At 43.3% G+C, this 24004-nt stretch carries 19 protein-coding genes, 1 other RNA gene and 1 other annotated feature; of the genes, 17 read left to right on the top strand and 3 right to left on the bottom strand.

Annotated features, from left to right (window positions below):
- Positions 1-138: 138 nt before the first annotated feature.
- Positions 139-1437 (top strand): ArsB/NhaD family transporter, encoded by a 1299-nt coding sequence (locus tag BN1067_RS11875; protein ID WP_053219059.1) that lies wholly within the window; start codon positions 139-141, stop codon positions 1435-1437.
- Positions 1438-1512: 75 nt separating this feature from the next.
- On the top strand, positions 1513-2181 hold the full coding sequence (locus tag BN1067_RS11880) for a DUF421 domain-containing protein (protein ID WP_053219060.1): 669 nt from the start codon (positions 1513-1515) through the stop codon (positions 2179-2181).
- Positions 2182-2501: 320 nt separating this feature from the next.
- On the opposite strand, the gene spoVB is transcribed toward BN1067_RS11880, so the two are convergent.
- Entirely contained in the window at positions 2502-4055 is a 1554-nt protein-coding gene (spoVB, locus tag BN1067_RS11885; protein WP_053219167.1) for a stage V sporulation protein B, read from the bottom strand.
- Between the two features lie 123 nt (positions 4056-4178).
- On the opposite strand from spoVB, the gene BN1067_RS11890 reads away from it, so the two are divergent.
- The 11 genes from BN1067_RS11890 (at position 4179) to ssrS (ending at position 17747) form a co-directional block, all read left to right on the top strand.
- A complete protein-coding gene (locus BN1067_RS11890) occupies positions 4179-4475 on the top strand; it encodes a post-transcriptional regulator (RefSeq protein ID WP_407701379.1) in 297 nt (98 codons plus the stop codon).
- 154 nt (positions 4476-4629) lie between these two features.
- A complete protein-coding gene (secDF, locus tag BN1067_RS11895; protein WP_053219061.1) occupies positions 4630-6879 on the top strand; it encodes a protein translocase subunit SecDF in 2250 nt (749 codons plus the stop codon).
- Positions 6880-7371: 492 nt separating this feature from the next.
- Positions 7372-7707, top strand: a complete 336-nt coding sequence (locus BN1067_RS11900; protein ID WP_053219062.1) for a LapA family protein — start codon at positions 7372-7374, stop codon at positions 7705-7707.
- Positions 7708-7769: 62 nt separating this feature from the next.
- Positions 7770-10118, top strand: a complete 2349-nt coding sequence (gene recJ, locus BN1067_RS11905; RefSeq protein WP_053219063.1) for a single-stranded-DNA-specific exonuclease RecJ — start codon at positions 7770-7772, stop codon at positions 10116-10118.
- Positions 10108-10623, top strand: a complete 516-nt coding sequence (locus BN1067_RS11910) for an adenine phosphoribosyltransferase (RefSeq protein WP_053219064.1) — start codon at positions 10108-10110, stop codon at positions 10621-10623. Before recJ ends, BN1067_RS11910 begins: the two co-directional genes overlap by 11 nt.
- Positions 10624-10899: 276 nt before the next feature.
- Positions 10900-13104 carry a RelA/SpoT family protein gene (locus BN1067_RS11915; protein WP_053219065.1) on the top strand — a complete coding sequence of 735 codons (2205 nt, stop codon included), beginning with the start codon at positions 10900-10902 and terminating at the stop codon, positions 13102-13104.
- A 15-nt stretch (positions 13105-13119) separates the two neighbouring features.
- A complete protein-coding gene (dtd, locus tag BN1067_RS11920; protein ID WP_053219066.1) occupies positions 13120-13575 on the top strand; it encodes a D-aminoacyl-tRNA deacylase in 456 nt (151 codons plus the stop codon).
- A gap of 197 nt (positions 13576-13772) precedes the next feature.
- A complete protein-coding gene (locus tag BN1067_RS19890) occupies positions 13773-13949 on the top strand; it encodes a hypothetical protein (protein WP_199868594.1) in 177 nt (58 codons plus the stop codon).
- Between the two features lie 49 nt (positions 13950-13998).
- Positions 13999-14222: a binding site (T-box leader), on the top strand.
- Positions 14223-14370: 148 nt separating this feature from the next.
- The gene (gene hisS / locus BN1067_RS11925; protein ID WP_053219067.1) at positions 14371-15651 is read left to right on the top strand and encodes a histidine--tRNA ligase; all 1281 of its coding nucleotides are present in this window, start codon (positions 14371-14373) and stop codon (positions 15649-15651) included.
- Between the two features lies 1 nt (position 15652).
- Positions 15653-17437, top strand: a complete 1785-nt coding sequence (gene aspS / locus BN1067_RS11930) for an aspartate--tRNA ligase (RefSeq protein WP_053219068.1) — start codon at positions 15653-15655, stop codon at positions 17435-17437.
- A 117-nt stretch (positions 17438-17554) separates the two neighbouring features.
- Positions 17555-17747, top strand: a non-coding RNA gene (gene ssrS, locus BN1067_RS11935) — 6S RNA.
- A gap of 169 nt (positions 17748-17916) precedes the next feature.
- On the opposite strand, the gene BN1067_RS11940 is transcribed toward ssrS, so the two are convergent.
- Positions 17917-18597, bottom strand: a complete 681-nt coding sequence (locus tag BN1067_RS11940) for an RsfA family transcriptional regulator (RefSeq protein ID WP_053219069.1) — start codon at positions 18595-18597, stop codon at positions 17917-17919.
- A 126-nt stretch (positions 18598-18723) separates the two neighbouring features.
- Positions 18724-20013 carry a replication-associated recombination protein A gene (locus BN1067_RS11945; protein ID WP_053219070.1) on the bottom strand — a complete coding sequence of 430 codons (1290 nt, stop codon included), beginning with the start codon at positions 20011-20013 and terminating at the stop codon, positions 18724-18726.
- A gap of 400 nt (positions 20014-20413) precedes the next feature.
- Here BN1067_RS11945 and cymR point away from each other — a divergent pair, with 400 nt between their 5' ends.
- The 4 genes from cymR (at position 20414) to BN1067_RS11965 (ending at position 23986) form a co-directional block, all read left to right on the top strand.
- Positions 20414-20833, top strand: coding sequence for a cysteine metabolism transcriptional regulator CymR (gene cymR / locus BN1067_RS11950; RefSeq protein ID WP_053219071.1), 420 nt, complete (start codon positions 20414-20416; stop codon positions 20831-20833).
- Between the two features lie 16 nt (positions 20834-20849).
- A complete protein-coding gene (locus BN1067_RS11955; RefSeq protein ID WP_053219072.1) occupies positions 20850-21992 on the top strand; it encodes a cysteine desulfurase family protein in 1143 nt (380 codons plus the stop codon).
- A gap of 38 nt (positions 21993-22030) precedes the next feature.
- Positions 22031-23143, top strand: coding sequence for a tRNA 2-thiouridine(34) synthase MnmA (gene mnmA, locus BN1067_RS11960; RefSeq protein ID WP_053219073.1), 1113 nt, complete (start codon positions 22031-22033; stop codon positions 23141-23143).
- A 198-nt stretch (positions 23144-23341) separates the two neighbouring features.
- Positions 23342-23986: a tetratricopeptide repeat protein gene (locus BN1067_RS11965; RefSeq protein ID WP_324777892.1), complete on the top strand. Its 645-nt coding sequence runs from the start codon at positions 23342-23344 to the stop codon at positions 23984-23986.
- Positions 23987-24004: the final 18 nt, after the last annotated feature.

Below are 24004 nucleotides of genomic sequence, written 5' to 3' on the forward strand. Positions count from 1 at the left end.
CCATTTCTATCAGCTTATTCAAGGTTTTTTAAATTAGAATTAAATATTTGCCCAAGCTGTGAATACATTCTTAGTAATGGGCTCTTGAACAAGCTTAGAAGGTTAAACGGCATTGAAAGCGGGGAAGGGGAGAAATGGATGTCTGCAGTAGTAGCCATTGCTGTATTTATTATCAGTTACTTTTTTATCATGACCGAGAAAATAAACCGTGCCCTCGTGGCCGTATCCGGAGGAGTATTACTTCTCTTAACTGGCATTTACCAATGGGAAGACGCTTATACGCATTACATCGATTGGAATACGATTGCTTTATTGTTCTCCATGATGGTACTTGTTTCGATTACAAAAAAGACAGGACTATTTGAGTTTGTTGCCATCACTTTTGCTCAAAGAGTGAAAGGAGCGCCCGTTCCATTGCTTGTTGGATGTGCTATCCTTACAGCGGTTGGTTCAGCGTTGCTTGATAATGTGACCACCGTTCTACTGTTTGTCCCGATCGTACTAACGTTAACCAGACTGTTGCAGCTTCCCGCGTTTCCGTATTTGCTGACAATTATTTTCAGTGCAAATATCGGGGGAACGGCTACCTTAATCGGGGATCCACCTAATATTATGATCGGCCAGGCTGTCGATCACTTAACGTTCTTATCGTTTATTGTACATCTAGGACCGGTTGTCGTTGTGCTGTTTTCTATCATGATTATTTCTGTTGTTTTTTTATTTCGGAATAAATTACGGAAAAATGAGGAGCGCATCGATCAATTGATGGAAATGGACGGACAATCTTATTTAAAAAAGACTCCGATGCTGTACCAATCGGTTACCGTTTTACTGATGACGATTACGGGTTTTTTGCTCCATCCGGTTTTCCATATCGAGCTGACCACAGTGGCAGTAGCCGGAGCATTGCTGTTACTGCTCCTGACAGAAAAAGAAGCTGGTACAGAAAAAGTATTCCAAGAGGTGGAATGGATTACCCTGTTTTTCTTTATCGGCCTCTTTATGCTTGTTGGCGGATTGGAAAGGGTCGGAGTCATTGATGAGCTTGCAAGGGGAATCATGTTGCTCACGGAAGGGGACTTACCTTATACCGCTTTGCTGATTTTATGGACAGCTGGCCTGTTTTCAGGAATAATTGATAATATCCCTTTTGTCGCTGCCATGATACCAGTCGTAAAAGAATTCCAATCATACGGTATGGCCAATTTGGATCCTCTGTGGTGGGCGTTGGCACTGGGAGCTTGTCTAGGTGGAAATGGGACATTGATCGGGGCTTCTGCCAACGTGGTAGTGGCCGGTCTGGCTGAAGGGAATGGTCAACGAATTCCTTTCATCCGTTTTCTCATCTATGGAATCCCGTTAGTTATCCTTTCTTTAATTATCTCTACTATTTATATATATGTACGTTATTTGATCCCGTTTCAGCAAAGCTTGTAAGTAAAGGGTTTCGCATAAAAGGACCTGATTCTGGCAAAACTATCATGTATCTGGATTGTTGGAAGGAATTTATTTATGGAATTAGAATTGGGTAAAATCATATTCCGCACTATCCTTACCTATATAATCATTGTATTCATTTTTCGATTGATGGGAAAACGGGAAATAGGCGAATTAAGCCTGCTTGATATAGTCGTTTTCATCATGGTAGGGGAAATGGCGGTATTTGCCATTGAAGAACCGAAGTCGAATATCGCACAAGCAGTCGTCCCGATGGTGCTTTTGATGATCATTCAACGCTTTACTGCATGGCTGTCACTGAAAAATCAACTTTTTCGAGGTTGGTTTGAGGGAAAGCCTTCGGTTATTATCTCGAAAGGTAAAATCGATGAGCATGAAATGCGCAAACAACGTTATAATTTTAATGATTTGATGCAACAGCTGAGAGAAAACGGCACCAAGAGCATCCACGATGTTGAGTTCGCGATTCTTGAGTCATCTGGCAAATTATCTATTTTTGAAAAGGCCATTAACGGAAGTGACAGGGTCTCTTCAGATGGTTATGTCGTACCCTTGATTGTCGACGGAAAAATACAAGATGGGGCCCTGAATAAAACGGATCGAGACAAGGACTGGCTGATTAGCGAAGTGAAAAAGCGGGGTTTAGCAATTGAACAAGTATCCTTTTGCAGTATCGACAAAGACGGTCAAATGTTTATCGACATAAAAGACGAAAAAAAGTAATGTTCCGGGATTTTCCAACTACTTTACTTAACGTTTTCGACTAGGTTCTGAATGTCGAGAGCAGGATTTGTAATTGATCAATTGATAAAGAAGAATCCATTTTCAGGCAAGCTGCCAATGGATTCTTTTTTTGGCGATAACTATATCTACAAACCGGGATTGTTTTCCTACGACTATTGTCAGTGGAAATACACGGCGCTTTGTATGGGTCCACGTGTATTTTTTCAGCTGTATTCAGCCATTTGGAATACAGCTATTACTTTCCTAGCCAATTGGTTGTTGTTTGCTCCTATGGAGTCTATTATACGCAAGGTGGGGATTTATCGTATAAAACGATTCAATATCGGAAATTGACGCAGCTCTTCCTTTGATAAAAACTTGAATTGGAACAAGAGAAAGAAATAAAAGATAGCGAGCAGTACCAGAACAAATAGAAAAATCACCAGGTCTTCCCCATAGCCTGGAATCATTTGCATTAACAGCTTTCCAGCCCACCATGTAAGGGCGAATAGACAGGTCATTTTAAGAAAATCCATCCACGGCAGGCGAAATGAAATGACTTTGATTAGTGTAGCCATATGCAACATGGTGCCTAAGACCACTCCAACAATCATCCCCATGGCAACTCCCATAATGCCAAAATCCGGATTGGTTGCAAAAATGATCAGGACAACAAATTTCACTCCGGTGCTTATGATGCTGTTCCACATCGCTTCTTTTGCAAAATTCAATGCTTGAAGTGCTGCGTTTAACGGAAATTGGACGTACAACATAATAAAGAACGGAGCCATTAAGACTAGAAAGCGGCTGGCACTGCTTGTACCATACATAAATTCTAATATCGGAACCGAAAACAGCATCAGGATAACCGTTGCCAAAGCCCCGGAAGCGAAAGATATTCGGATTGCCTGGTGGATCCGATAATGAACGAGTTGTTTGTTTTGTTTGGCGTCAGCTTCACTTATATTCGGTACCATAGCTACTGCTAGTGAGTGGGTAATAAAGGTGGGCATGAATAACAGCGGAAGTGCATAGCCGGTAAGCGCGCCATAAAGTTTTGTCGCTGCAACTGTTTGAAAGCCGGCAATCGCCAGGCTTTGGGAAACGAGAATCGGTTCGAGAAAGTTGGATACAGAACCGACCAAGCGGCTTCCGGTACCAGGAAGGGCGATCGACATTAACTCGTTGAATGTCTGGCGACCAGATTTGATATATCGAAAAATTCCGGTACGCAGCTTGAACCGCTTTTTTACTTTGAACATCCGTAACATGTAAAACAACGAGCAAAGTTCACCGACGATTACGGAAAACATGGCGCCAGCCGCTGCAAATTCCACTCCATAAGGAAGAAAAAGCTTAACCAAAAAAGAAACACAGCAAATCCGGACAATTTGTTCGATGACCTGCGCATAGCTTTGCGGTTTCATATTCTGTCTACCCTGGAAATAACCGCGAATGACGGAAGAAACTGCCGATATCGGAACCATCGGGCTGATTGCGAGCAATGGATAAAGCGTGCGTTCATCGGTTAAAAATTTCGTTGCCACTATCGGTGCGATCAGCAATAAACCAATAAGAAAGACGATACTTAACGTTCCGGTGATGGTTAATGAAATGATCAAGATGCGTTTGATTTTTTTTAAATCGCCGTGTGCTTCTGCTTCTGCCACACGCTTGGATATGGCGATTGGCAGCCCGAACTGGGTAAGCGTATAGACGAGAAATAAAGTCGGAAGGGCCATCATGTATAGTCCGATGCCTTCCTCGCCCATCAATCTTGCTACGATTATCCGGTTGATAAAGCCCAGGAATCTAGTAATCATTCCGGCTGCTATCAGAATCAGGGTTCCCTGAAGAAATGTTTGCTTGGTCACCATCAACGACCTGCCTTCTCAAATTTTTATAATTCATATACAATGAATGTATATGCGAGGCAGTTGGCCAAGCATGACAGCCATACATAAAATTTATCAAAAGCTAGAGGAGGCGCACCATTGGTGGAAGAAAAGCTGGTTGATGAGTGGAAAGCAGAAATGGAATTGATTTTGGAAAGTAAAGTTGATGAATTTAAAATGATGGGATACTCCCGTGCGACTGCTGATGACATTTGGAATTGTTTGAAGAAAAAAGTGTGGAAAGGAAATCCATCGAAGCGCGTGCATGAAGTGGTGGGAGATATTTTTCATTTGAGCTCTAATATTTATATGAGTTATTTAACGGTTCAAACATATCAAGACGACGATTTAATGGCATCCATCGCTGCTTTATCCGGCTCTGCTGAAGAGGAAGGGTAAGAGTCGTCCATTGACCTTGATGTAAATAATTTCTATAATGTTCCTATGTATTAGTTCATAAAAAACGATGTAAAAAATGAAAGTGGCATTTTGCCGATCATAAATTAGCTGTATTTGCTGTGAGAGCGGATGGAGTAGAGGAGGCACAAACAGGATGGTTAAAAGAGGCAGAATCGTTGCCTTTCTACTAATCGTATTAATTTTTGCAGGGACGATTGGGACAACGATTACAGGAATAACGAAAGATATCAAATTAGGCCTTGATCTGCAGGGCGGTTTTGAAGTCTTATATGAAGTGGAAACACTTGATGGCAATCAAGATGTAAGTATGGACACCCTGGAAGCGACAACAGAAGCACTTCGTGAACGTGTCGACGTCCTGGGAGTTAATGAACCCAATTTTAACATCGAAGAACCTAACCGGATCAGGGTCCAGCTCGCAGGTGTGGAAGACCAAAATGAAGCGCGTGAATTGCTTTCCACTTCAGCCCAGTTGTCATTCAGGGATGTCAACGATGAAGAATACCTAAACGGAAACGATTTAAAAGAGAACAGTGCCCGGCAGGATTTTGATCCTAATACCAATCAGCCGATTGTTACAATGCAATTGAAAGATCCTGCTAAGTTTGCCGATGTTACAAGTCAAATCTCGCAAATGCCTGATAATCGTCTTGTGATATGGATGGATTATGAAGAAGGAGACTCATTTGAAGAAGAATCGAACAAAGAGGATCCGAAATACATTTCGGCACCGGCCGTCAATCAAACGCTGAATACATCGAATGTTCAAATCAGCGGAAATTTCACAGTCGATTCCGCACAACGCCTGGCTGATATTTTGAACGCCGGTTCCCTGCCGGTGAATTTAACGGAGGTTTATTCTACTTCGGTAGGTGCTCAATTCGGACAGCAAGCACTGGATAAAACAGTTTTTGCCGGATTTATCGGTGTAGCGCTCATTTTCTTGTTCATGATGGTCTACTACCGTTTTCCTGGTGTGATTGCGGCGATTACGTTGAGTATTTACGTGTATTTGATTTTGCTTGTGTTTGAATGGATGAACGGGGTGCTGACCTTGCCTGGAATTGCTGCTTTGATTCTTGGTGTAGGGATGGCTGTAGATGCCAACATCATTACTTACGAACGGATTAAAGAAGAACTGAAGTCCGGCAAGTCGGTGCTATCTGCCTTTAAAGCAGGCAACAAAAATTCCCTGTCTACGATTCTCGATGCCAATATCACGACAATGATCGCGGCCGCTGTACTGTTTATATTCGGGACAAGCTCGGTCAAAGGGTTTGCCACCATGCTGATTATCAGTATTTTGGTCAGCTTCATCACAGCTGTTTACGGGACTAGGCTATTTCTTGGTCTCTGGGTAAACAGCCGTTTCTTGAACAAACGCCCAGGCTGGTTCGGAGTGAAAAAGAAAGATATTCAGGATAAAGCAAGTACAGAAGAAGTGGAGCCGAAGGTATTCGGTCGGCAGTTCGACTTTGTCGGCCAACGGAAAAAATTCTTTTCGATTTCCTTATTGCTTATCCTTGCCGGAGTCATTTGCCTTGGAGTCTTCCGTTTGAACCTTGGAATCGATTTTACCAGCGGATCCAGAGTGGAAATCCTGGCAGATGACAGTCTGACGCAGGAAATGATTGAGGAAGATTTTGATGAACTTGGGCATTCTCCGGAACAGATAGTGATATCCGGCGATAATAACGATATTGCCGTTGCAAGATTTGGAACAGTTTTGGACCAGGGTGAAGTAGCGGAGCTTCAGGACTATTTCAGTGAACAATATGGAAACAATCCAAGCGTGAGTACGGTATCGCCTGTAGTTGGACAGGAACTTGCCAAAAACGCTGTAATGGCGGTGCTCTACGCGGCAATTTGTATAATCATTTATGTAACTTTCCGATTTGAATTTTTCTTTGCACTAACAGCAATAATTGCCTTGCTGCACGACGCATTTTTCATCTTGGCATTGTTCAGCATTACAAGACTGGAATTTGATATTACGATTATTGCGGCGATACTGACGATAGTCGGTTATTCGATCAACGATACGATTGTAACGTTCGACCGTATTAGAGAGAACTTGAAGCTGAAGAAACGAGTGAAATCGTTCGGTGAGCTAGCGAAAATCGTCAACCGAAGCTTGATGCAAACATTGGCTAGAAGCTTCAATACAGTAATAACTGTTGTGTTTGCTGCTGTTATGCTGCTCTTTTTCGGTGCGTCCTCGATTACTAACTTCTCCTTTGCGTTAGTTGTCGGTCTGATTGCCGGAACGTACTCTTCGTTATTCATTGCGTCTCAGATTTGGTTGATTTTACGTGGCAGAAACATTAAAGAAAAGCCGATTAATTATGTGAAGAAAAAACAAACCGGCGGACCACAGGTCTAATGACAGTGAAAAACTGAAACGCTATGATAGGCAGGATGTAAAAAAGCGGTCTGTATGGAATTTCATTTCCATACAGACCGCTTTTCGTTTCATTTCAAGAGGCTTGTGCCCCTCTATTCCTTCCGTTTGTTCCTTGCTGCGGAAATACCCTTCGCTTTCCGCGGGCGGCTGGTGAGCTTCCTCGAGCTAAAGCTCTGCGGGAACTCACCGATGCCTTTCCTCCCGCCGGAGTCTTCGGGTATTTCCTGCGCAATATACCGTTTCCTAATTCTCAGCGAGGAAGCAAGCAACTTTCTTTTTACCTTTGTACTTCCACGTTGAGCATTCAGTTGTAACACTGCGGGAACAGGATATATACATGAGTTATGTGACAGGTTTGCTGCTTGTCTCCTGAATGTTCCAAATCAGTCAAGTTTTCTTTACGGTTTTGATGGGAAGTATAACAATAAAATCAGATGGTTTCGGAATATAGCATAAAAGGAGAGGTCGCAGATGAAGGGGCAAAGTTATATTATTTTTGCGTTGGTATTTGCATTAATTGTAGCGATTTTCGCTGTTATAAATGTGGACCCGGTGGAAGTCGATTACTTATTTGGGAAAGGAAATGCACCATTGATCCTTGTTATTTTGATATCTGTTTTGATGGGTGGGTTAATCACGGCAGCTTTTGGATGGGTGAAAGTCTTGAGACTTCAAAGGCAACTGCGTTCTCTGCAAAGGAAAAATGAGCAGTTTGTTAACCCCACCGTCGAGTCAGTCTACAAAGGGGATCGCATGGAACAAAAACCGGAAGAAGGCTTTCTCGATCACAAGGATGAAAAGGAATAAGAAAAAATCCATTTGCTACCCCCGATTCACTCTAGTATAATAAGTGGGTCAGGGGTGAATTTATGTTACAAAGCCAAGCAAATTGGAAGTTTACATATAATGATTCAGATAACGATGTTCTTTTTCAAGAGGAACTTTCCTTGGCTCCGATAACGGAGCGGTTGTTGTTTCAAAGGGGCATCCTGTCAAAGGAGCAGGTAGAGAAGTTCCTGCACCCTAGCCTGGATGACTTATATGACCCTGCGTGGATGAATGACATCGATATGGCCGCTGAAAGAGTGCACCAGGCAATAGCGGCTGGAGAGAAAATACTGGTTTTTGGCGATTACGATGCAGACGGGGTTAGTTCTACTGCAGTCATGCTCGAGGCATTGCAGGAACTTGGCGCGGATTGTTCTTTTTATATTCCCAATCGTTTTACAGAGGGGTACGGGCCAAATGAACAAGCCTTCCGTAAAGCAAAATCAGAGGGCGTTAACCTGATCATCACAGTGGATACAGGAATTGCTGCGGTTCATGAGGCGGAAGTGGCAAAAGAAATCGGTGTTGACTTGATAATTACTGACCACCATGAAGTACAGGAGCAGCTGCCAGATGCTTTGGCGATCGTCCATCCGAAGTGTTCTACCGATTATCCTTTTCAGGAACTAGCCGGGGTAGGCGTTGCATTTAAATTCGCTCAGCAGTTACTTGGCTATTTCCCGGAACACTTATTAGATTTAGCTGTCATAGGTACCATCGCAGATCTGGTGCCCCTTGTCAGTGAGAACAGGGTACTTGCCAAATTTGGTTTGAAGGCAATTTCACAATCAAACCGGCCAGGAATAAAGGCTTTAAAGCAGGTTTGCAAAATAGACGGCGATATTACCGAAGAGCATATCGGTTTTTTTATTGGTCCGAGGATCAATGCGGTTGGAAGACTTCAGGATGCTGATATGGCGGTGGATTTGCTTCTCACCAAAGATTCGCATGAGGCAGCGGAATTGGCAGGATTTGTACAAGAGTTGAACCAGGAAAGGCAAAAAATTGTGGCCGATATCGCCAAAGAAGCAGAAGCATTGGTAGAAGCTGGCGATACAGGAGACAAGGTCATTGTCGCTGCCAAAGAAGGATGGAATGAAGGGGTACTAGGCATTGTTGCATCAAAACTGGTAAGAAAATACGACCGGCCTGCAATCGTGCTGTCCATCAATACTGAGAAAAACCAGGCAAAGGGATCGGCGAGAAGCATCGATGCCTTTGATTTATTCGCACATTGTATGGAGATAAGAGGTACCTTTACGCATTTTGGCGGACATGCGCAAGCTGCCGGCATGACGTTACCTGTGGAAAACCTTCCCGTACTTAGGGAACTGCTGAACAATGCAGCCGCAAAGTCTCTGTCTGAAGAGGACTATAAGCAGTCCTTGACAATCGATTCAACAGTAGATATTGACGATTTAGATGTTTCCATTATAAAAGAGGTCAATAAACTTGCCCCTTTCGGAATGAGCAATCCAAAACCACTATTCCATGTTCAGGCAAAACCTGCTGAAATCAGATTGATTGGCAGTCAGCAAAATCATTTAAAGTTTTCCTTTAAGGCTGAGCAAAAGCTGTTGGATGGAGTGGCATTTGGGATGGGGAACCTTTATCATAAAATTTCTCCCCGTTCCATTGTTGATGTGGTAGGAGAACTGGAAATAAACGAATGGAACGGAAAACAAAAAGTACAGCTGATGGTAAAAGATTTAGCTGTGAATTCGTGGCAGCTTTTTGATTTTCGCGGCTCCAGGCATTTAGCCAAACAAATTCCTTTGGAGTTGTTCCAAGAAAGTCTTGCGGTCTGCTTTCGGGAGGAGTCCTTGGAACAGAAACTGCCGGATGAAGTTAGCCTATCCGTTTTTAGCGAGGACAAGCTGTCCGATTGGGAGCAGGAGAATATCGATCATCTGATTTTACTCGACTTGCCGGAACGGTTAGAAGATTTGGAGAAACTGGTTTCCCGTTTGAATCCAGGTAATATTTTTGCCTGTTTTTATGAAAAAGACGGCCGATTCTTGGAAGTCCTTCCGGCTCGTGAAGATTTTAAATGGTTTTATGCCATGGTTCTCAAGCGGAAGCAGTTTGATATGAACAAAGAATTGGATGTGCTCGCTAGACATAAAGGATGGAAGCAGGAGAAGATAAAATTCATCAGTCAAGTGTTTTTTGAATTGGAATTTGTTAAAATAGAGGATGGTCTGCTAAAACCGAATCCAAATCCTGCTAAAAAGGATTTGACGGAAGCGCCAGCCTATCAAAAAATGCAAAACAGGCTGGAAATAGAAAAGAGGCTTTATTATTCTTCCTATGAAGAATTGAAAGCCTGGTTTGATCCATTAATGAAAAAGAGCGGATCACCTAAGGAGGAAGTTAGCCATGGATTATAAAAAATACATTACGGTTGTAGAAGATTGGCCAAAAGAGGGAGTAAGATTCAAAGATATTACGACGCTGATGGACAATGGAACTGCCTATAAATCAGCGGTTGATGAAATCGTGGAATATGCCCGCAATAAAGAAATCGACCTGGTAGTTGGGCCGGAAGCCAGGGGATTCATTGTTGGTTGTCCAGTATCCTATGCTCTGGAGGTTGGTTTTGCTCCTGTCAGGAAGGAAGGAAAACTTCCTCGCGAAGTAATCAAGGTCGATTACGGTTTAGAATATGGGAAAAATGTGTTAACGATTCACAAGGATGCCATTAAGCCTGGACAGCGTGTCCTGATCACGGATGATTTGCTGGCAACTGGCGGTACAATCGAAGCAACCATCAAGCTTGTTGAAGGGCTTGGCGGCATTGTTGCGGGTTGTGCGTTCCTGATAGAATTAACTTATTTACACGGACGTGAAAAATTGGAAGGCTATGATGTACTGACTCTAATGCAATATGAATAATAGCAAAAAGAAGGAGTGCTCTCAGGAGTACTCCTGTTTAACTACAATCGATGGTTCTTTCCGTCGGATAAACTTTTTTTCTTTACTTTTTTTTAGCTTTTTTTATACTAGAAGAAAGCATTGACACCAAAAGTTGTTTTTTTACACCTTTCTTTTTGATATCTCGGTGTCTAGGGCTTTCTTACTTCATTCAAACAATCATCATTTATCAATAAATGGTTCATTATATACTCGTGCATTCCAGTGTTCAATAGTAAAAGAAATCAAGGTGATTACATGTCGAAAGATAAAATTTTGACAGCAGAAGATGTAATGGAGCAGGCTGGTACGTATCTTTCCGAAGAAGATATATCCTTTATCAGGCTGGCGTATGAATATGCCGAAAAGGCCCATGAAGGACAGTATCGCCGGTCGGGAGAAGCATATATTATCCATCCCATTCAGGTCGCGGGCATTCTGGTTCATTTGGAACTAGATCCCGAGACGATTGCTGGCGGCTTTTTACACGATGTTGTCGAAGATACCGATGTAACGGTAGAACAGCTGAGAGAAGCGTTCAATGACGAAGTTGCAATGCTCGTCGATGGTGTTACCAAGCTTGGAAAAATTAAATACAAATCAAAAGAGGCCCAACAAGCGGAAAACCATCGAAAAATGTTTGTGGCCATGGCTAAAGATATCCGGGTGATCCTGATAAAACTTGCTGATCGGCTCCACAACATGCGGACGCTTAAGCATTTACCTCCTGAAAAACAGCGGAGGATTTCGAATGAGACACTGGAAATATTTTCTCCACTGGCGCATCGTCTGGGTATTTCCACTATTAAGTGGGAACTGGAAGATACGGCTTTACGCTATTTAAATCCCCAACAGTACTACCGAATTGTGCATTTGATGAAGCAAAAGCGGGAAGAACGTGAAAACTATATCGACGAAGTCATGCAGGAAGTGCAAAACCAATTAGATGAAGTCCATATTAAAGCTGATTTTTCTGGACGGCCGAAGCACTTATACAGTATTTATAAAAAGATGGCTATGCAAAACAAGCAATTTAATGAAATCTATGACCTGCTGGCTGTACGGATTATCGTAGACAGTATCAAGGACTGTTACGCTGTACTTGGAATCATTCATACTTGCTGGAAGCCAATGCCAGGGCGTTTCAAAGATTATATTGCAATGCCTAAACCAAACCTTTATCAATCCTTGCATACAACGGTGATCGGTCCAAAAGGAGCTCCTTTGGAAGTGCAAATCCGGACAAAAGAAATGCATGAAATAGCTGAATACGGGATTGCCGCACACTGGGCCTATAAGGAAGGAAAACAGCTTGACCATAATCAGCAGGACTCGGAAGCAAAGTTGAGCTGGTTCCGGGAAATATTGGAATGGCAAAATGAAACGCATGATGCCGAAGAGTTTATGGAATCACTAAAAGTCGATTTGTTTTCCGATATGGTGTATGTCTTTACACCGAAAGGGGATGTAATCGAGCTCCCATCGGGTTCTGTACCACTAGATTTTGCTTACAAGATTCATACGGAAGTCGGCAACCAGACAATCGGTGCCAAAGTGAACGGTAAGATGGAACCACTTGATTACCGGCTGCATACAGGGGACATAGTCGAAGTGATGACATCGAAACACTCCTACGGTCCTTCTCAGGACTGGCTTAGCATCACCCAGACGTCCCAGGCGAAAAACAAAATCAAGCAATTTTTCAAAAAACAGCGTCGTGAAGAGAATGTGGTAAAAGGCAGGGAATTGGTAGAAAAAGAAATACGAGCGGCTGGATTTGAGCCGAGTGAAATATTAACCGCTGAGAATATCGAAAAGACTGCTGAAAAGTTTAATTTCAGTAATGAGGACGATATGTATGCTGCAGTTGGATACCAGGGAATCACTGCTGCTCAAATCGCCACACGGCTGACGGAGAAGCAGAAAAGGCTAAACTTGAAGACACAGGATTTAGCTGAAACACTGGAGGGTGTAGCTAAAAAGGAGGTCAAGCCTGCCCAGGGCCGTAAACGAGACTCGGGTGTCAGAGTGGCAGGTGTAGACAACTTGCTAGTACGATTGTCTAAATGCTGCAACCCAGTACCTGGTGATGATATTGTCGGCTATATTACGAAGGGGCGAGGTGTTTCCGTCCACCGTACTGACTGCCCGAACATTCAGACAGAAGAAGCGAAGGATCGGATTTTAGAAGTTGACTGGGAAAACAATGATGCCCAAACCAAGCAATACCATGTCGATTTGGAAATATCCGGTTTTGACAGGCGCGGCTTGTTAAATGAAGTATTACAGGCTGTCAATGAAACCAAAACAAATATCATCGGTGTCAATGGTAAATCTGATCGCAACAAGATGGCTTTGATTCATATTACCATTTTGATTCACAATATTAGTCATCTGCGAAAGATAGTGGACAGGCTAAAGCAAATCAAGGATGTATATACCGTAACAAGAATGTTGCAATAAGGAGTGCTTGAAGAAGTGAAAGCTGTTATTCAAAGGGCAAAACAAGCCAGAGTGGTTGTAGAGGATAACACCGAAGGCAAGATAGATTTCGGGCTGGTTGTATTACTAGGGGTCAGCCATGACGATACAGAAGAAGATGCCGAATATTTAGCGAAAAAAATTGTATCTCTGCGAATTTTTGAAGATGAGCAGGAAAAAATGAATTTGTCATTACAAGATGTAGGGGGCAGTGTCTTGTCCATTTCTCAATTTACCCTGTATGCTGATACGAGAAAAGGAAGACGGCCGAACTTTTTGGCCGCAGCAAAACCTGACCCTGCAAAACATTTATACGGTGTCTTTAATCAGTTGCTGGAGGAAGCAGGTACCCGGGTTGAAACGGGTGTTTTCGGTGCAGATATGCAGGTGCACCTTACCAATGATGGCCCAGTAACATTAATTTTAGATAGCTCTGACCGTTCACGCAGTTAATTGTTTCTGCGATCTGATGAGCTGCTTTTTCACTATGTACCGAAGTGCCTGGGATTCTTTCCTATCCGGGGCTGTACCGGCATAGCCTTGGATTGAATTGGACATACTTAACATAGATATTCGAAACTGTTTTTGAACTGTGTTTCGCTTGGCTAGTCATTTAAGTGAAATCCATTCAATAAGGAGGGCTATAGTCGATGCGGTATACCCAAAAGCAATCGGACATGCAGGCTGCTTCTCCGAGTATTTTTGGAGCAGACTTCCACCGTTTTATGGAAATCGAGGGCCATTTAAACAGGATTGAAATTGCTGAAGAGCTTGGTATCTCACTCGGGGAAGTGAAAAAATTGAAAGAAAAACTGAACCGTGCTTGACAACGGAAACAGCAAACATTATGATTATAAACAATTCTTAATATGATTCGTAAAACCATGGAAGGGAAAAGTAGACAGAAGTACACATGTACAGAGAGGAAGTGCCATAGGTTGAGAGCACTTTTGCATGATGATCTGTTGAAAGACGTCCCAGAGGTTTTGTATTGAAGATAGCAGTAAATACAAACGTTTTGCAGGCGTTAACTGTGAAAGTGGAAGCTTAAAGAACAGCTTCAACCAGGGTGGCAACGCGGGTGAACTCTCGTCCCTTTTTATAAAGGGGACGGGAGTTTATTTTTTTTCGTTGAACAGTGATGGGAATGGATTAACGCACAACGTGATTGAGGAAATAAAACAGTCCTATAGTCGTATTAAGATAGGTAGTGTTACATTACATAACATGAAAATAGGGGGTTTTAAAATGAGTATGAAGGCACCGAGAGGTACACAGGATCTTTTGCCTGAGGCAACTGGTAACTGGCAATATATCGAACATAAACTGTCTGATTTATGCAGACGATTTAACTACCAAGAAGTTCGCACACCTATCTTCGAGCATACTGAATTATTTCAGCGGGGAGTAGGAGATAGCACAGACATTGTCCAAAAGGAAATGTACACTTTTGAAGACAGAGGCGGAAGAAGCTTGACATTACGGCCGGAAGGTACTGCTTCGGTGGCACGGGCGTTTGTCGAACATAAGCTATACGGACTTGCGAATCAGCCGGTCAAACTGTTTTATGTTGGTCCGATGTTCCGATACGAACGGCCTCAGCAAGGTAGAATGCGGCAGTTTGTCCAATTTGGAATAGAGGCTTTGGGAAGTGCAGACCCGGCTGTGGATGCGGAAGTACTTGCACTGGCTATGAGTGCATATCAGGAATTAGGACTTCGATCCCTGAAACTCGTTATTAATAGCCTGGGCGATTGGGAGAGCCGTAAAAACCACCGGGAAGCATTAGTGGAGCATTTTTCACCGCATAAAGAAGAGCTTTGTGCAGATTGTCAGGTGCGGCTTGAGCAAAACCCGCTTCGCGTCCTGGATTGTAAAAAGGACAAAGACCATCCGGCGATGGCAACAGCCCCTTCGATTCTGACTTATTTAAACCAAGAATCGGAACAGTACTTTGCGAAAGTAAAGGAACACCTTGATAATATGGGCATTGAATATGTCGTTGATCCAAATCTCGTACGTGGACTGGATTATTATAATCACACTGCTTTTGAGATCATGAGTGATGCCGAAGGATTTGGCGCTATTACTACTTTGTCAGGCGGCGGACGTTACAATGGACTTGTTGAAGAATTAGGTGGACCGGAAACGCCCGGTATTGGATTTGCCATGAGCCTGGAGCGTCTTTTAATGGCTTTGGAAGCCGAAGGTATCGAGTTACCGGTGGACGAGGGGCTGGACTGTTTTGTTGTAGCTTTGGGAGAAAAAGCTGAAAAGGCAGCGGTCCGCTACACTTATGAGTTAAGGAAAGCCGGTATCCAGGTAGATAAGGACTACAAACAGCGAAAATTTAAAGCACAATTCAAAGCAGCCGACCGCTTAAAAGCGAAACATGTAGTCATATTAGGTGACGAAGAATTGGAAAACAAGGTGGCAGCAGTGAGAAACATGGCTACCGGAGTACAAGAAGATGTTCCGCTGCAGCAATTGGTGTCCTATATGAAGCAACAGTTGGAAGGAGGAAACTGATATGCCGGATTCAAGACAAATGGCAGGAAAACTATCAAGAGAATCAGTTGGAGAGCAAGTTAAATTAAAAGGGTGGGTACAAAAACGCCGTGATTTAGGTGGTTTGATCTTTATCGACTTAAGAGATCGTTCTGGAATTGTCCAGGTTGTATTCAATCCAGACGTTTCCAAAGAAGCCCTAGAGATTGCAGAAAGGGTTCGAAGTGAATATGTCGTGGAAATTGATGGAGCGGTGGTCGAACGCGACAGTAGTACAGTCAATGAAAAAATGGCTACAGGAGAAATAGAAATTTCCGTATCCAGCATCCGCATTTTGAATAAGTCGAAAACACCTCCCTTTCCAATTGAAGGGGATACAGATGTATCCGAAGACCTGCGGTTGAAACATCGCTATATCGACTTGCGGCGAGAACCGATGCAAAATACATTCAAGCTTCGGCATCAAGCCACCCAAGTGATTCGAAGTTTTTTAAATGAAGAAGAATTTTTAGAAATGGAAACCCCGATGCTGACGAAGAGTACACCGGAAGGAGCAAGGGATTATTTAGTACCGAGCAGGGTACACCCTGGACAGTTTTATGCCCTTCCGCAGTCTCCACAGTTATTTAAACAGTTGCTGATGGTTTCCGGTTTTGAAAAATATTATCAGTTTGCCCGTTGTTTCCGTGACGAAGACTTACGTGCTGACCGTCAGCCTGAGTTCACACAAATCGACATTGAAACCTCTTTTATGTCGAGCGAAGAAATCATGGCAATGGCGGAAAGAATGATGAAAAAAGTAATGAAGCAAGTGAAGGATATGGATATCGAAATACCGTTCCCGCGAATGAGCTATGAAGAAGCTATGGAACGATTCGGTTCCGATAAACCTGACACGAGGTTTGCAATGGAATTAGTGAACGTTTCGGAAGTAGTTAAAGGCTCCGGTTTTAAAGTTTTCAGCAGCGCGGTGGAAAGTGGTGGAAAAGTCAGTGCACTGAATGTAAAGGGTGCTGCAGCAGATTACTCCCGTAAAGATATCGATCAGCTGACAGAGTTCGTGAAGATTTACGGTGCAAAAGGTTTAGCTTGGCTGAAAGTGGAAGTAAACGAATTGAAGGGTCCAATCGCTAAATTTCTAACGGAAGAGGAGGCAGCTGACATAAAGCGTGCACTCGAAGCAGAAGATGGCGACTTGTTATTGTTTGTTGCTGATAAAGTCTCTGTAGTCCATGAAAGCCTCGGAGCGTTAAGGCTGAAATTGGCGAAAGAACGTAAATTGATAGACGAGTCTCTTTTCCATTTCCTTTGGGTGACAGATTGGCCGCTGTTGGAATACGACGAGGATCAGGGCCGCTACTTCGCTGCCCATCATCCGTTTACCATGCCAATGCAAAAGGATGTCGACAAGCTGGATACACATCCGGAGCAAGTAAAAGCGGAAGCGTATGATCTTGTGCTTAACGGTTATGAACTGGGTGGCGGCTCTTTACGTATCTATCAACGTGAAATGCAAAATAAGATGTTTGAGGTATTAGGGTTTTCCCAGAAAGAAGCAGAGGATCAATTTGGTTTTCTACTTGATGCGCTGGAAAGTGGAGCCCCACCACATGGCGGGATCGCTCTTGGTTTTGACCGGTTTATCATGCTACTTGCCGGCCGGACGAATCTCAGGGACACGATTTTGTTTCCTAAAACAGCATCAGCATCCGATTTGCTTACAGAAGCCCCTGGCGGTGTAAGTCAAGCACAGCTGGATGAACTGAGTTTGAAATTGAATGTGAAAGAATCAGAACAGCCATCCTGACATTGCAAATTTGTAACAAATGTTATGGAAACGTCATGAGCTACCTTCTTGAAAGCGGGAAGCTTCTGTGCTATTATTTGAATATAACTTAAGCGGTTTTCTTTTTGAAAGCCGCCGTCAATCCTGATGTGTTCGTCTCTCCCAATACGTTTTGACCGAACATTTAGTTGAACGGGAGCCTGCAGTTTCTTTGCGGCGTGCAAGCCTCATTGGAACTTCTAATGAGAGGAAGCATAAAGCATCGAACAGGGCACCCACCTGCCGAGAGCGGGTTCAAAACTACCAAGGGGACGGCACAATCGGGATTGATTCGTACATAAGAAAAACCGTAAGGACGATGTTGTCATCATCCTTACGGTTTTTTACATTTTTCTGTGGTAAGCGAGTTTATGACTTCTACGCCTTTTTCGGGTTGAGTCATTCAAATAAAGCGTTGGGTAGGTGAACAATCACACCAGCCCATTTGACCGAGGGAATGGTTACCTTGCCAGATGTTCCAGATTCCCGTTTTTATCCATTTTGAAAGCGGATGCCGATAGATTTTCCTGATCCTCAAAGACAACCATTTTACGTGCCCGATCCATGATTTGAATCAACACTTGATAGTCTTCTTGAATGGTCTGAAGTTGTTCTTGCGTCTCTGCTACCTTTTTCTCAAGTCGTTGGTTTTCTTCTTTAAGATACTCATTTTCTTCTGTCAATGTTTGTATATCCAACTGAGATTGTTGAGAGGCATGAACCCCTTGCTTTAAGGAAGTTAAATAGTCAATTACCAAATCCAATTGGATAGACGTTTCATTTTCGGCATTCTCTGCCTGAACTACCGGTAAAAGCTGTTGGTCGCTTCCGGTCTCATTGGTTTCCTCTACAATATTGGATACCAGTGCAGGTGCAAGAGTTTGCGAGGATTTCTGCTGCTTGGCCAACGCACGTTTCTTCTCTTTGCGCTGACGCTTCGCTATATCGACAGCTTGTTCATATTTTTTTCTAACCTCGGCATTCCAGCGAAAACCACACGCCGCCGAGGTTCTATTTAATTTATCTCCGACTTCCTCGAAAGCATTCAATTGGGTGCTGCCTTCTCTGATATGTCTCAATACTGTTTCTGCCAACAGCAAATCATCCTCGTGTGACCAGGCGTCTTGTCTTACTTTAACCAATGTATTCACTCCTTCAATAAATTCATAGAACTAGTTTGCAAATTTTATATCTATCTTTGCCGGTTCTATTGTTTTTATACGTGGAAGCCAATACTTGGTTATTTTTTTATTATTAGATAGCAAATTCTATTTTTGTTTTTTAAATTCTTTCAATTTCCTGTAGATTTCTGCCATCCTTCGTTCCTCTCCGGCTTCAACGGGATGATAGTATTGTCTGTCCTTTAATTTTTCAGGCAGGTAGTCTTGATTAACCCACCCGCCGAACGTACCGACAGGGTAATTGTGCGGGTATAAATACCCTTCATGACCTAAATCCTTTGCCCCTTTGTAATGAGTGTCTCGTAAATGTAGGGGAATATCTCCGACCTTTCCTTTTCGGATATCGTCTATGGCCATATCAAGGGCTTTATAGGCAGAATTGGATTTAGTGGACAAACACATGTCGACCACAGCGACGGATAAAGGTATCCGGGCTTCCGGCATGCCTAAACGTTCACTTGCTTCTACTGCTGCAAGCACCCGGCTTCCGATCTCTTTGTTGGACAGACCGATGTCCTCATAAGCAATTACCAATAATCGGCGATTGACGGCAATCAAGTCACCACTTTCCAGAAGATTAGCCAGGTAATATAAAGCGGCATTTACATCGCTTCCCCGGATACTTTTTTGCAGGCTGGAAAGCAAGTTATAAAAATTAGAACCTTTTTTATCGCCGAATACTCCTGCTTTATCAATAAATTCTTCTACCGTTTTTTCCTGGAGAACGATTTCTTCTTGCTGTTTACCGGAAGCATACACAACTGCTTCCAGGACGTTCAATGCTTTCCTTGCATCTCCATTTGTCCCTTCAGCAATGCGCTGAATCACTTTTTCATCAGCACTGATTTGGAGGTTTCCAAAGCCTCTTTCTTCATCGGTCAAAGCGTTGCGAAGCAGCTTTTCTATATCCTTGCTATCCAGTCTGGTCAGCTGCTTGATTTGACCGCATCGGCTTCTGATCGCCGGATTTACATCGTGATAAGGGTTTTCCGTTGTGGCTCCTATTAAAATAATCAACCCTTTTTCTACGTGTGGCAGCAAATAATCTTGTTGGGCTTTATTGAAACGGTGAATTTCGTCGAGAAACAGAATCGTAGTGCCTTCCATCTTTGCTTTTTCAATGACAATCTCTACATCTTTTTTGCCGGATGTCGTGGCGTTCAAGGTAGTGAACGGCATGTTAACCGTCCCTGCGATGGCATGGGCAATTGCGGTCTTTCCGATACCTGGTTCTCCATATAACAGCATCGATGGTACATAACCGTTCATTAGCATCTGGTAGAGCTTTGTCTGTTTTCCAATTACGCTTTCCTGGCCAACGACTTCATCGATGGTTTTTGGACGCATACGGTAAGCCAATGGTTCTTTGCTTCTCATCATCATTCCCCCTGTTCTTCTGATGAGTCCCTCATTATCGCTCCATGAGTATATAGCTTGACGTGCAGTGATAATCTCTATAAAATAACTATTTTCAAGCGTAATAATAACCTTGATAAAATGCAAGAAACTTGCTATTCATGCTATAATAGCTTTTGGTTACAGAGGCTTTTCATACGATGTAAAAAAGCTTCTGACCAACAAAAAAGCAGAGGCTCATTTCATATAGATGATTAGAAACAAATGGAGATAATGGTGATCAGAAGGGAACTTCATATAGTTAACAGACGAACATAGGGGTAAAGAACTCCGTTTGATGTATCAAAATTCGCCTTGAAGTAAAACTAAAACTGACATTAGCTCTCCGTTAATTAGCGTTATGCATGAAGAGGTGAGGGGAATGAAAATCTCGACGAAGGGCCGGTATGGTTTGACCATCATGATAGAGTTGGCAAAGAATTACGGAAACGGTCCTGTTTCACTAAAGACGATTGCCAAAGACAATCAGCTTTCTGAACATTATTTGGAACAACTGGCAGCACCCTTGAGGAATGCCTGTTTGGTGAAAAGTGTGCGGGGGGCTTATGGTGGATATATACTGGCTAGACAACCGAACGAGATAACAGCCGGCGATATCATACGGGTGTTGGAAGGTCCTATTACACCTGTAGAAGGGATCGAGGATGAAGAACCTGCTAAACAGGCACTATGGCTGCGCGTGAGGGACGCTGTGAAGAACGTGTTGGATACCACTACCCTTGATGATTTACGAAAACACGGGGATGACGACAGCCAGGAAGCATATATGTTTTATATTTGATGAGGGGAGGGTTAAAATGGAACCAATTTATTTAGATCATGCAGCGACAACACCTGTGCATCCGGAAGTGACCAAGTCGATGGTACCGGTGCTGGAGGAAGTGTTCGGCAATCCTTCCAGCGTACATCATTTCGGTCGAAAGGCGAGACAAATAATCGACGAAGCACGCCGTGTCATTGCTGGAAGTATTGGCGCGAATGAAAAAGAAATCGTGTTTACGAGCGGCGGGACGGAAGCAGATAATCTTGCTATTGTCGGTACAGCTCTGGCAAACCAAAGCAGGGGCATGCATGTGATTACTACCGAAATCGAACACCATGCCACCTTGCATGCAGTCGAGCACTTGGAAAAGCAGGGTTTCGATATAACCTACCTTCCCGTCGGACCGGAGGGGAAGATATCGGTTAGCGATCTGCAATCTGCGTTGCGAGAAGATACGATATTAGTCTCGATCATGGCAGTTAATAACGAAACAGGAATGATACAGCCAATCAAAGAGATTGGCGAGGTTTTAAAGGATCATTCCGCCTATTTTCATACAGACGCAGTACAGGCATACGGTTTATTGGATATAAGTGTCGATGATTGGAATGTTGATTTGCTCGCGGCTTCTTCCCACAAGATAAATGGGCCAAAGGGCGGCGGATTTCTCTATATGCGGGATGGAATCCAGGTAACAGCACTGCAATACGGCGGTGAACAGGAAAGGAAGCGGAGACCGGGAACGGAAAATGTAGCTGGTATAAAAGGCTTGCAGCGGGCAGTCGAATTGGCGGTAGAGCAACGTGCGAATCGTCAACAGGAATATGCTGAATTCAAAAAAGCTTTTCTTCAAAAATTGGAACAGGAAAAGGTTTCGTTTACGGTAAATGGTATCGAATTGGAAACGGTACCTGCCATTGTCAATATCAGTTTTCCTGGCACAAACGTGGAGGCTCTCTTGACAAATTTCGACTTATCCGGAGTTGCCGCCTCCAGCGGCAGCGCCTGTACCGCTGGTTCTATCGAACCTTCCCATGTATTGTCGGCTATGTTCGGAAAAGGGGATGACCGTACAGTCAATTCTATACGGTTCAGCTTTGGTTTAGCCAATACCAAAGAAAATGTGGAAGAGGCTGCTGAACGTGTCGCTTCCATAGTCAAGAGACTTGCCAAATGAATGAATTGAAGCAACTATACAAGTAGGCGGTGAACAAGATGAAAGATAACAAAAATACACGTGTAGTCGTCGGTATGAGTGGAGGAGTCGATTCCTCCGTGGCAGCCTTGCTCCTTAAGCAGCAAGGCTACGATGTGGTCGGCATTTTCATGAAAAACTGGGACGACACCGATGAAAACGGCGTATGTACGGCAACAGAAGATTTTGATGACGTCGTACGGGTATGTAACCAATTAGAGATTCCTTATTATGCAGTGAATTTTGAAAAGCAATATTGGGACAAGGTATTTACCTACTTCCTGGATGAATACAAGGCAGGACGTACCCCAAATCCGGACGTCATGTGTAATAAGGAGATAAAATTCAAAGCGTTTCTTGACCATGCTCTCTCTTTAGGTGCGGATTACCTTGCCACAGGACACTATGCTCAAGTCCGTGAAGTAAATGGAAAATACCAAATGCTCCGCGGAGTGGATGATAATAAAGACCAAACTTATTTCTTAAACCAGCTTTCCCAATCGGTGCTATCCAAAGTCATGTTTCCTTTGGGGCATTTGCCGAAGAAAGAGGTACGCAGAATCGCGGCTGATCATGATTTGGCCACTGCACAGAAGAAAGACAGCACTGGTATATGTTTTATCGGTGAACGCAACTTTAAAGAGTTCCTTAGTGAATACTTGCCGGCTCAGCCCGGAAAAATGACCACCTTGACCGGGATGGAAAAGGGCAGGCACGAAGGATTGATGTATTATACAATCGGACAAAGGCAGGGGCTTGGAATTGGCGGTTCTGGTGATCCATGGTTCGTAGTCGGTAAAAACCTGGAAGAAAACATTCTATATGTCGAGCAAGGGTTTCATAACCATCGTTTATATTCTGACGGGTTGATTGCCACAGATTTAAATTGGATCAATGAGGAAAAGCTGAACGGGCCGATCGAATGTACTGCAAAATTCCGTTATCGCCAACAGGATAGCAAAGTAACGGTAATACCGCTTGGCGACGATAAAGTACGTGTTGAATTCCATGAAGCACAGCGTGCGATAACACCTGGCCAGGCCGTAGTTTTTTATGACGGAGAAGTTTGTCTCGGTGGTGGAACCATTGACGAAATCATCAAAGATGAAAAATACCTTGACTATGTTGGCTGATCTTTTATAAACTTCAACCCCTTGTCCAATCCGGCAAGGGGTTTTCGAAGTTTAATCGGGGGTTGGCGGGATTGATTGTTTTCATTAAACTAGAAGTAAGTATTCTTTGGAAATAAGAAGAACGTGCCATGCAGTGTACACTGGCCATAAATAAACTGAGGTGAAAAGATGGACAAAATCAGCAAAGGAATAGAAAAAATGCAAGAACAAGATCTACAGGAAGCAGCACGGTTGTTCAATGAAGCAATCGAGGAAAACCCGGAAGATCCTGTAGGATATATTAATTTTGGGAACTTACTGCTCCACATGAATGATTATGAGCGAGCGGAGCGATTCTTTCACAAGGCACTCGAGCTGGATTCGAATGCAGCTACCGCCTATTTTGGATTGGGTAATGCAGCTTTCGATCAGGAGGACTACCCGACTGCACAGCAGCATTTCCAGCAAGCGGTCAACACAGGGCTTGAGGAAGCCGATGTCTATTTGATGCTGGCAATGTCCTTGCAACATCAGGACCACCAAAGGCTTTCACTGCCATATTTTCAGCGGGCCGTCGAGTTAAATCCTGAAGATGAGTCAGCGTTATTTCAATATGGACTAGCATTGGCGCAAACGGATCAAATCGAGCTTGCTCAACAAACCTTTTTCAAAGTGCTTGACCTTAACCAGGAGCACAGTGATGCCCACTATAATATCGGTGTCAGTTATTTATATGAAGAAGATGTCGATCGGGCTTACAAGCATTTTACCAAAGCGCTTGAGTATCAACCGGATCATCTGCTGGCCGCAAATGGTAAAAAGAGTATCGACGATATGCTCAACCAGGATAACTTAGAACTGTAAAAGGAGCAATTACGATGG

The sequence above is a fragment of the Virgibacillus senegalensis genome, from assembly GCF_000821245.2.
Lineage (GTDB): Bacteria > Bacillota > Bacilli > Bacillales > Amphibacillaceae > Sediminibacillus > Sediminibacillus senegalensis.

What these genes read in the sequence shown, in the direction of transcription:
- BN1067_RS11875 (WP_053219059.1), top strand. Translation starts at nt 139, where the DNA reads ATGTCTGCAGTAGTAGCCATTGCTGTATTTATTATCAGTTACTTTTTT.
- BN1067_RS11880 (WP_053219060.1), top strand. Translation starts at nt 1,513, where the DNA reads ATGGAATTAGAATTGGGTAAAATCATATTCCGCACTATCCTTACCTAT.
- secDF (WP_053219061.1), top strand. Translation starts at nt 4,630, where the DNA reads ATGGTTAAAAGAGGCAGAATCGTTGCCTTTCTACTAATCGTATTAATT.
- BN1067_RS11900 (WP_053219062.1), top strand. Translation starts at nt 7,372, where the DNA reads ATGAAGGGGCAAAGTTATATTATTTTTGCGTTGGTATTTGCATTAATT.
- recJ (WP_053219063.1), top strand. Translation starts at nt 7,770, where the DNA reads ATGTTACAAAGCCAAGCAAATTGGAAGTTTACATATAATGATTCAGAT.
- BN1067_RS11910 (WP_053219064.1), top strand. Translation starts at nt 10,108, where the DNA reads ATGGATTATAAAAAATACATTACGGTTGTAGAAGATTGGCCAAAAGAG.
- BN1067_RS11915 (WP_053219065.1), top strand. Translation starts at nt 10,900, where the DNA reads ATGTCGAAAGATAAAATTTTGACAGCAGAAGATGTAATGGAGCAGGCT.
- BN1067_RS19890 (WP_199868594.1), top strand. Translation starts at nt 13,773, where the DNA reads ATGCGGTATACCCAAAAGCAATCGGACATGCAGGCTGCTTCTCCGAGT.
- hisS (WP_053219067.1), top strand. Translation starts at nt 14,371, where the DNA reads ATGAGTATGAAGGCACCGAGAGGTACACAGGATCTTTTGCCTGAGGCA.
- aspS (WP_053219068.1), top strand. Translation starts at nt 15,653, where the DNA reads ATGCCGGATTCAAGACAAATGGCAGGAAAACTATCAAGAGAATCAGTT.
- BN1067_RS11945 (WP_053219070.1), bottom strand. Translation starts at nt 20,013, where the DNA reads ATGAGAAGCAAAGAACCATTGGCTTACCGTATGCGTCCAAAAACCATC.
- cymR (WP_053219071.1), top strand. Translation starts at nt 20,414, where the DNA reads ATGAAAATCTCGACGAAGGGCCGGTATGGTTTGACCATCATGATAGAG.
- BN1067_RS11955 (WP_053219072.1), top strand. Translation starts at nt 20,850, where the DNA reads ATGGAACCAATTTATTTAGATCATGCAGCGACAACACCTGTGCATCCG.
- mnmA (WP_053219073.1), top strand. Translation starts at nt 22,031, where the DNA reads ATGAAAGATAACAAAAATACACGTGTAGTCGTCGGTATGAGTGGAGGA.
- BN1067_RS11965 (WP_324777892.1), top strand. Translation starts at nt 23,342, where the DNA reads ATGCAAGAACAAGATCTACAGGAAGCAGCACGGTTGTTCAATGAAGCA.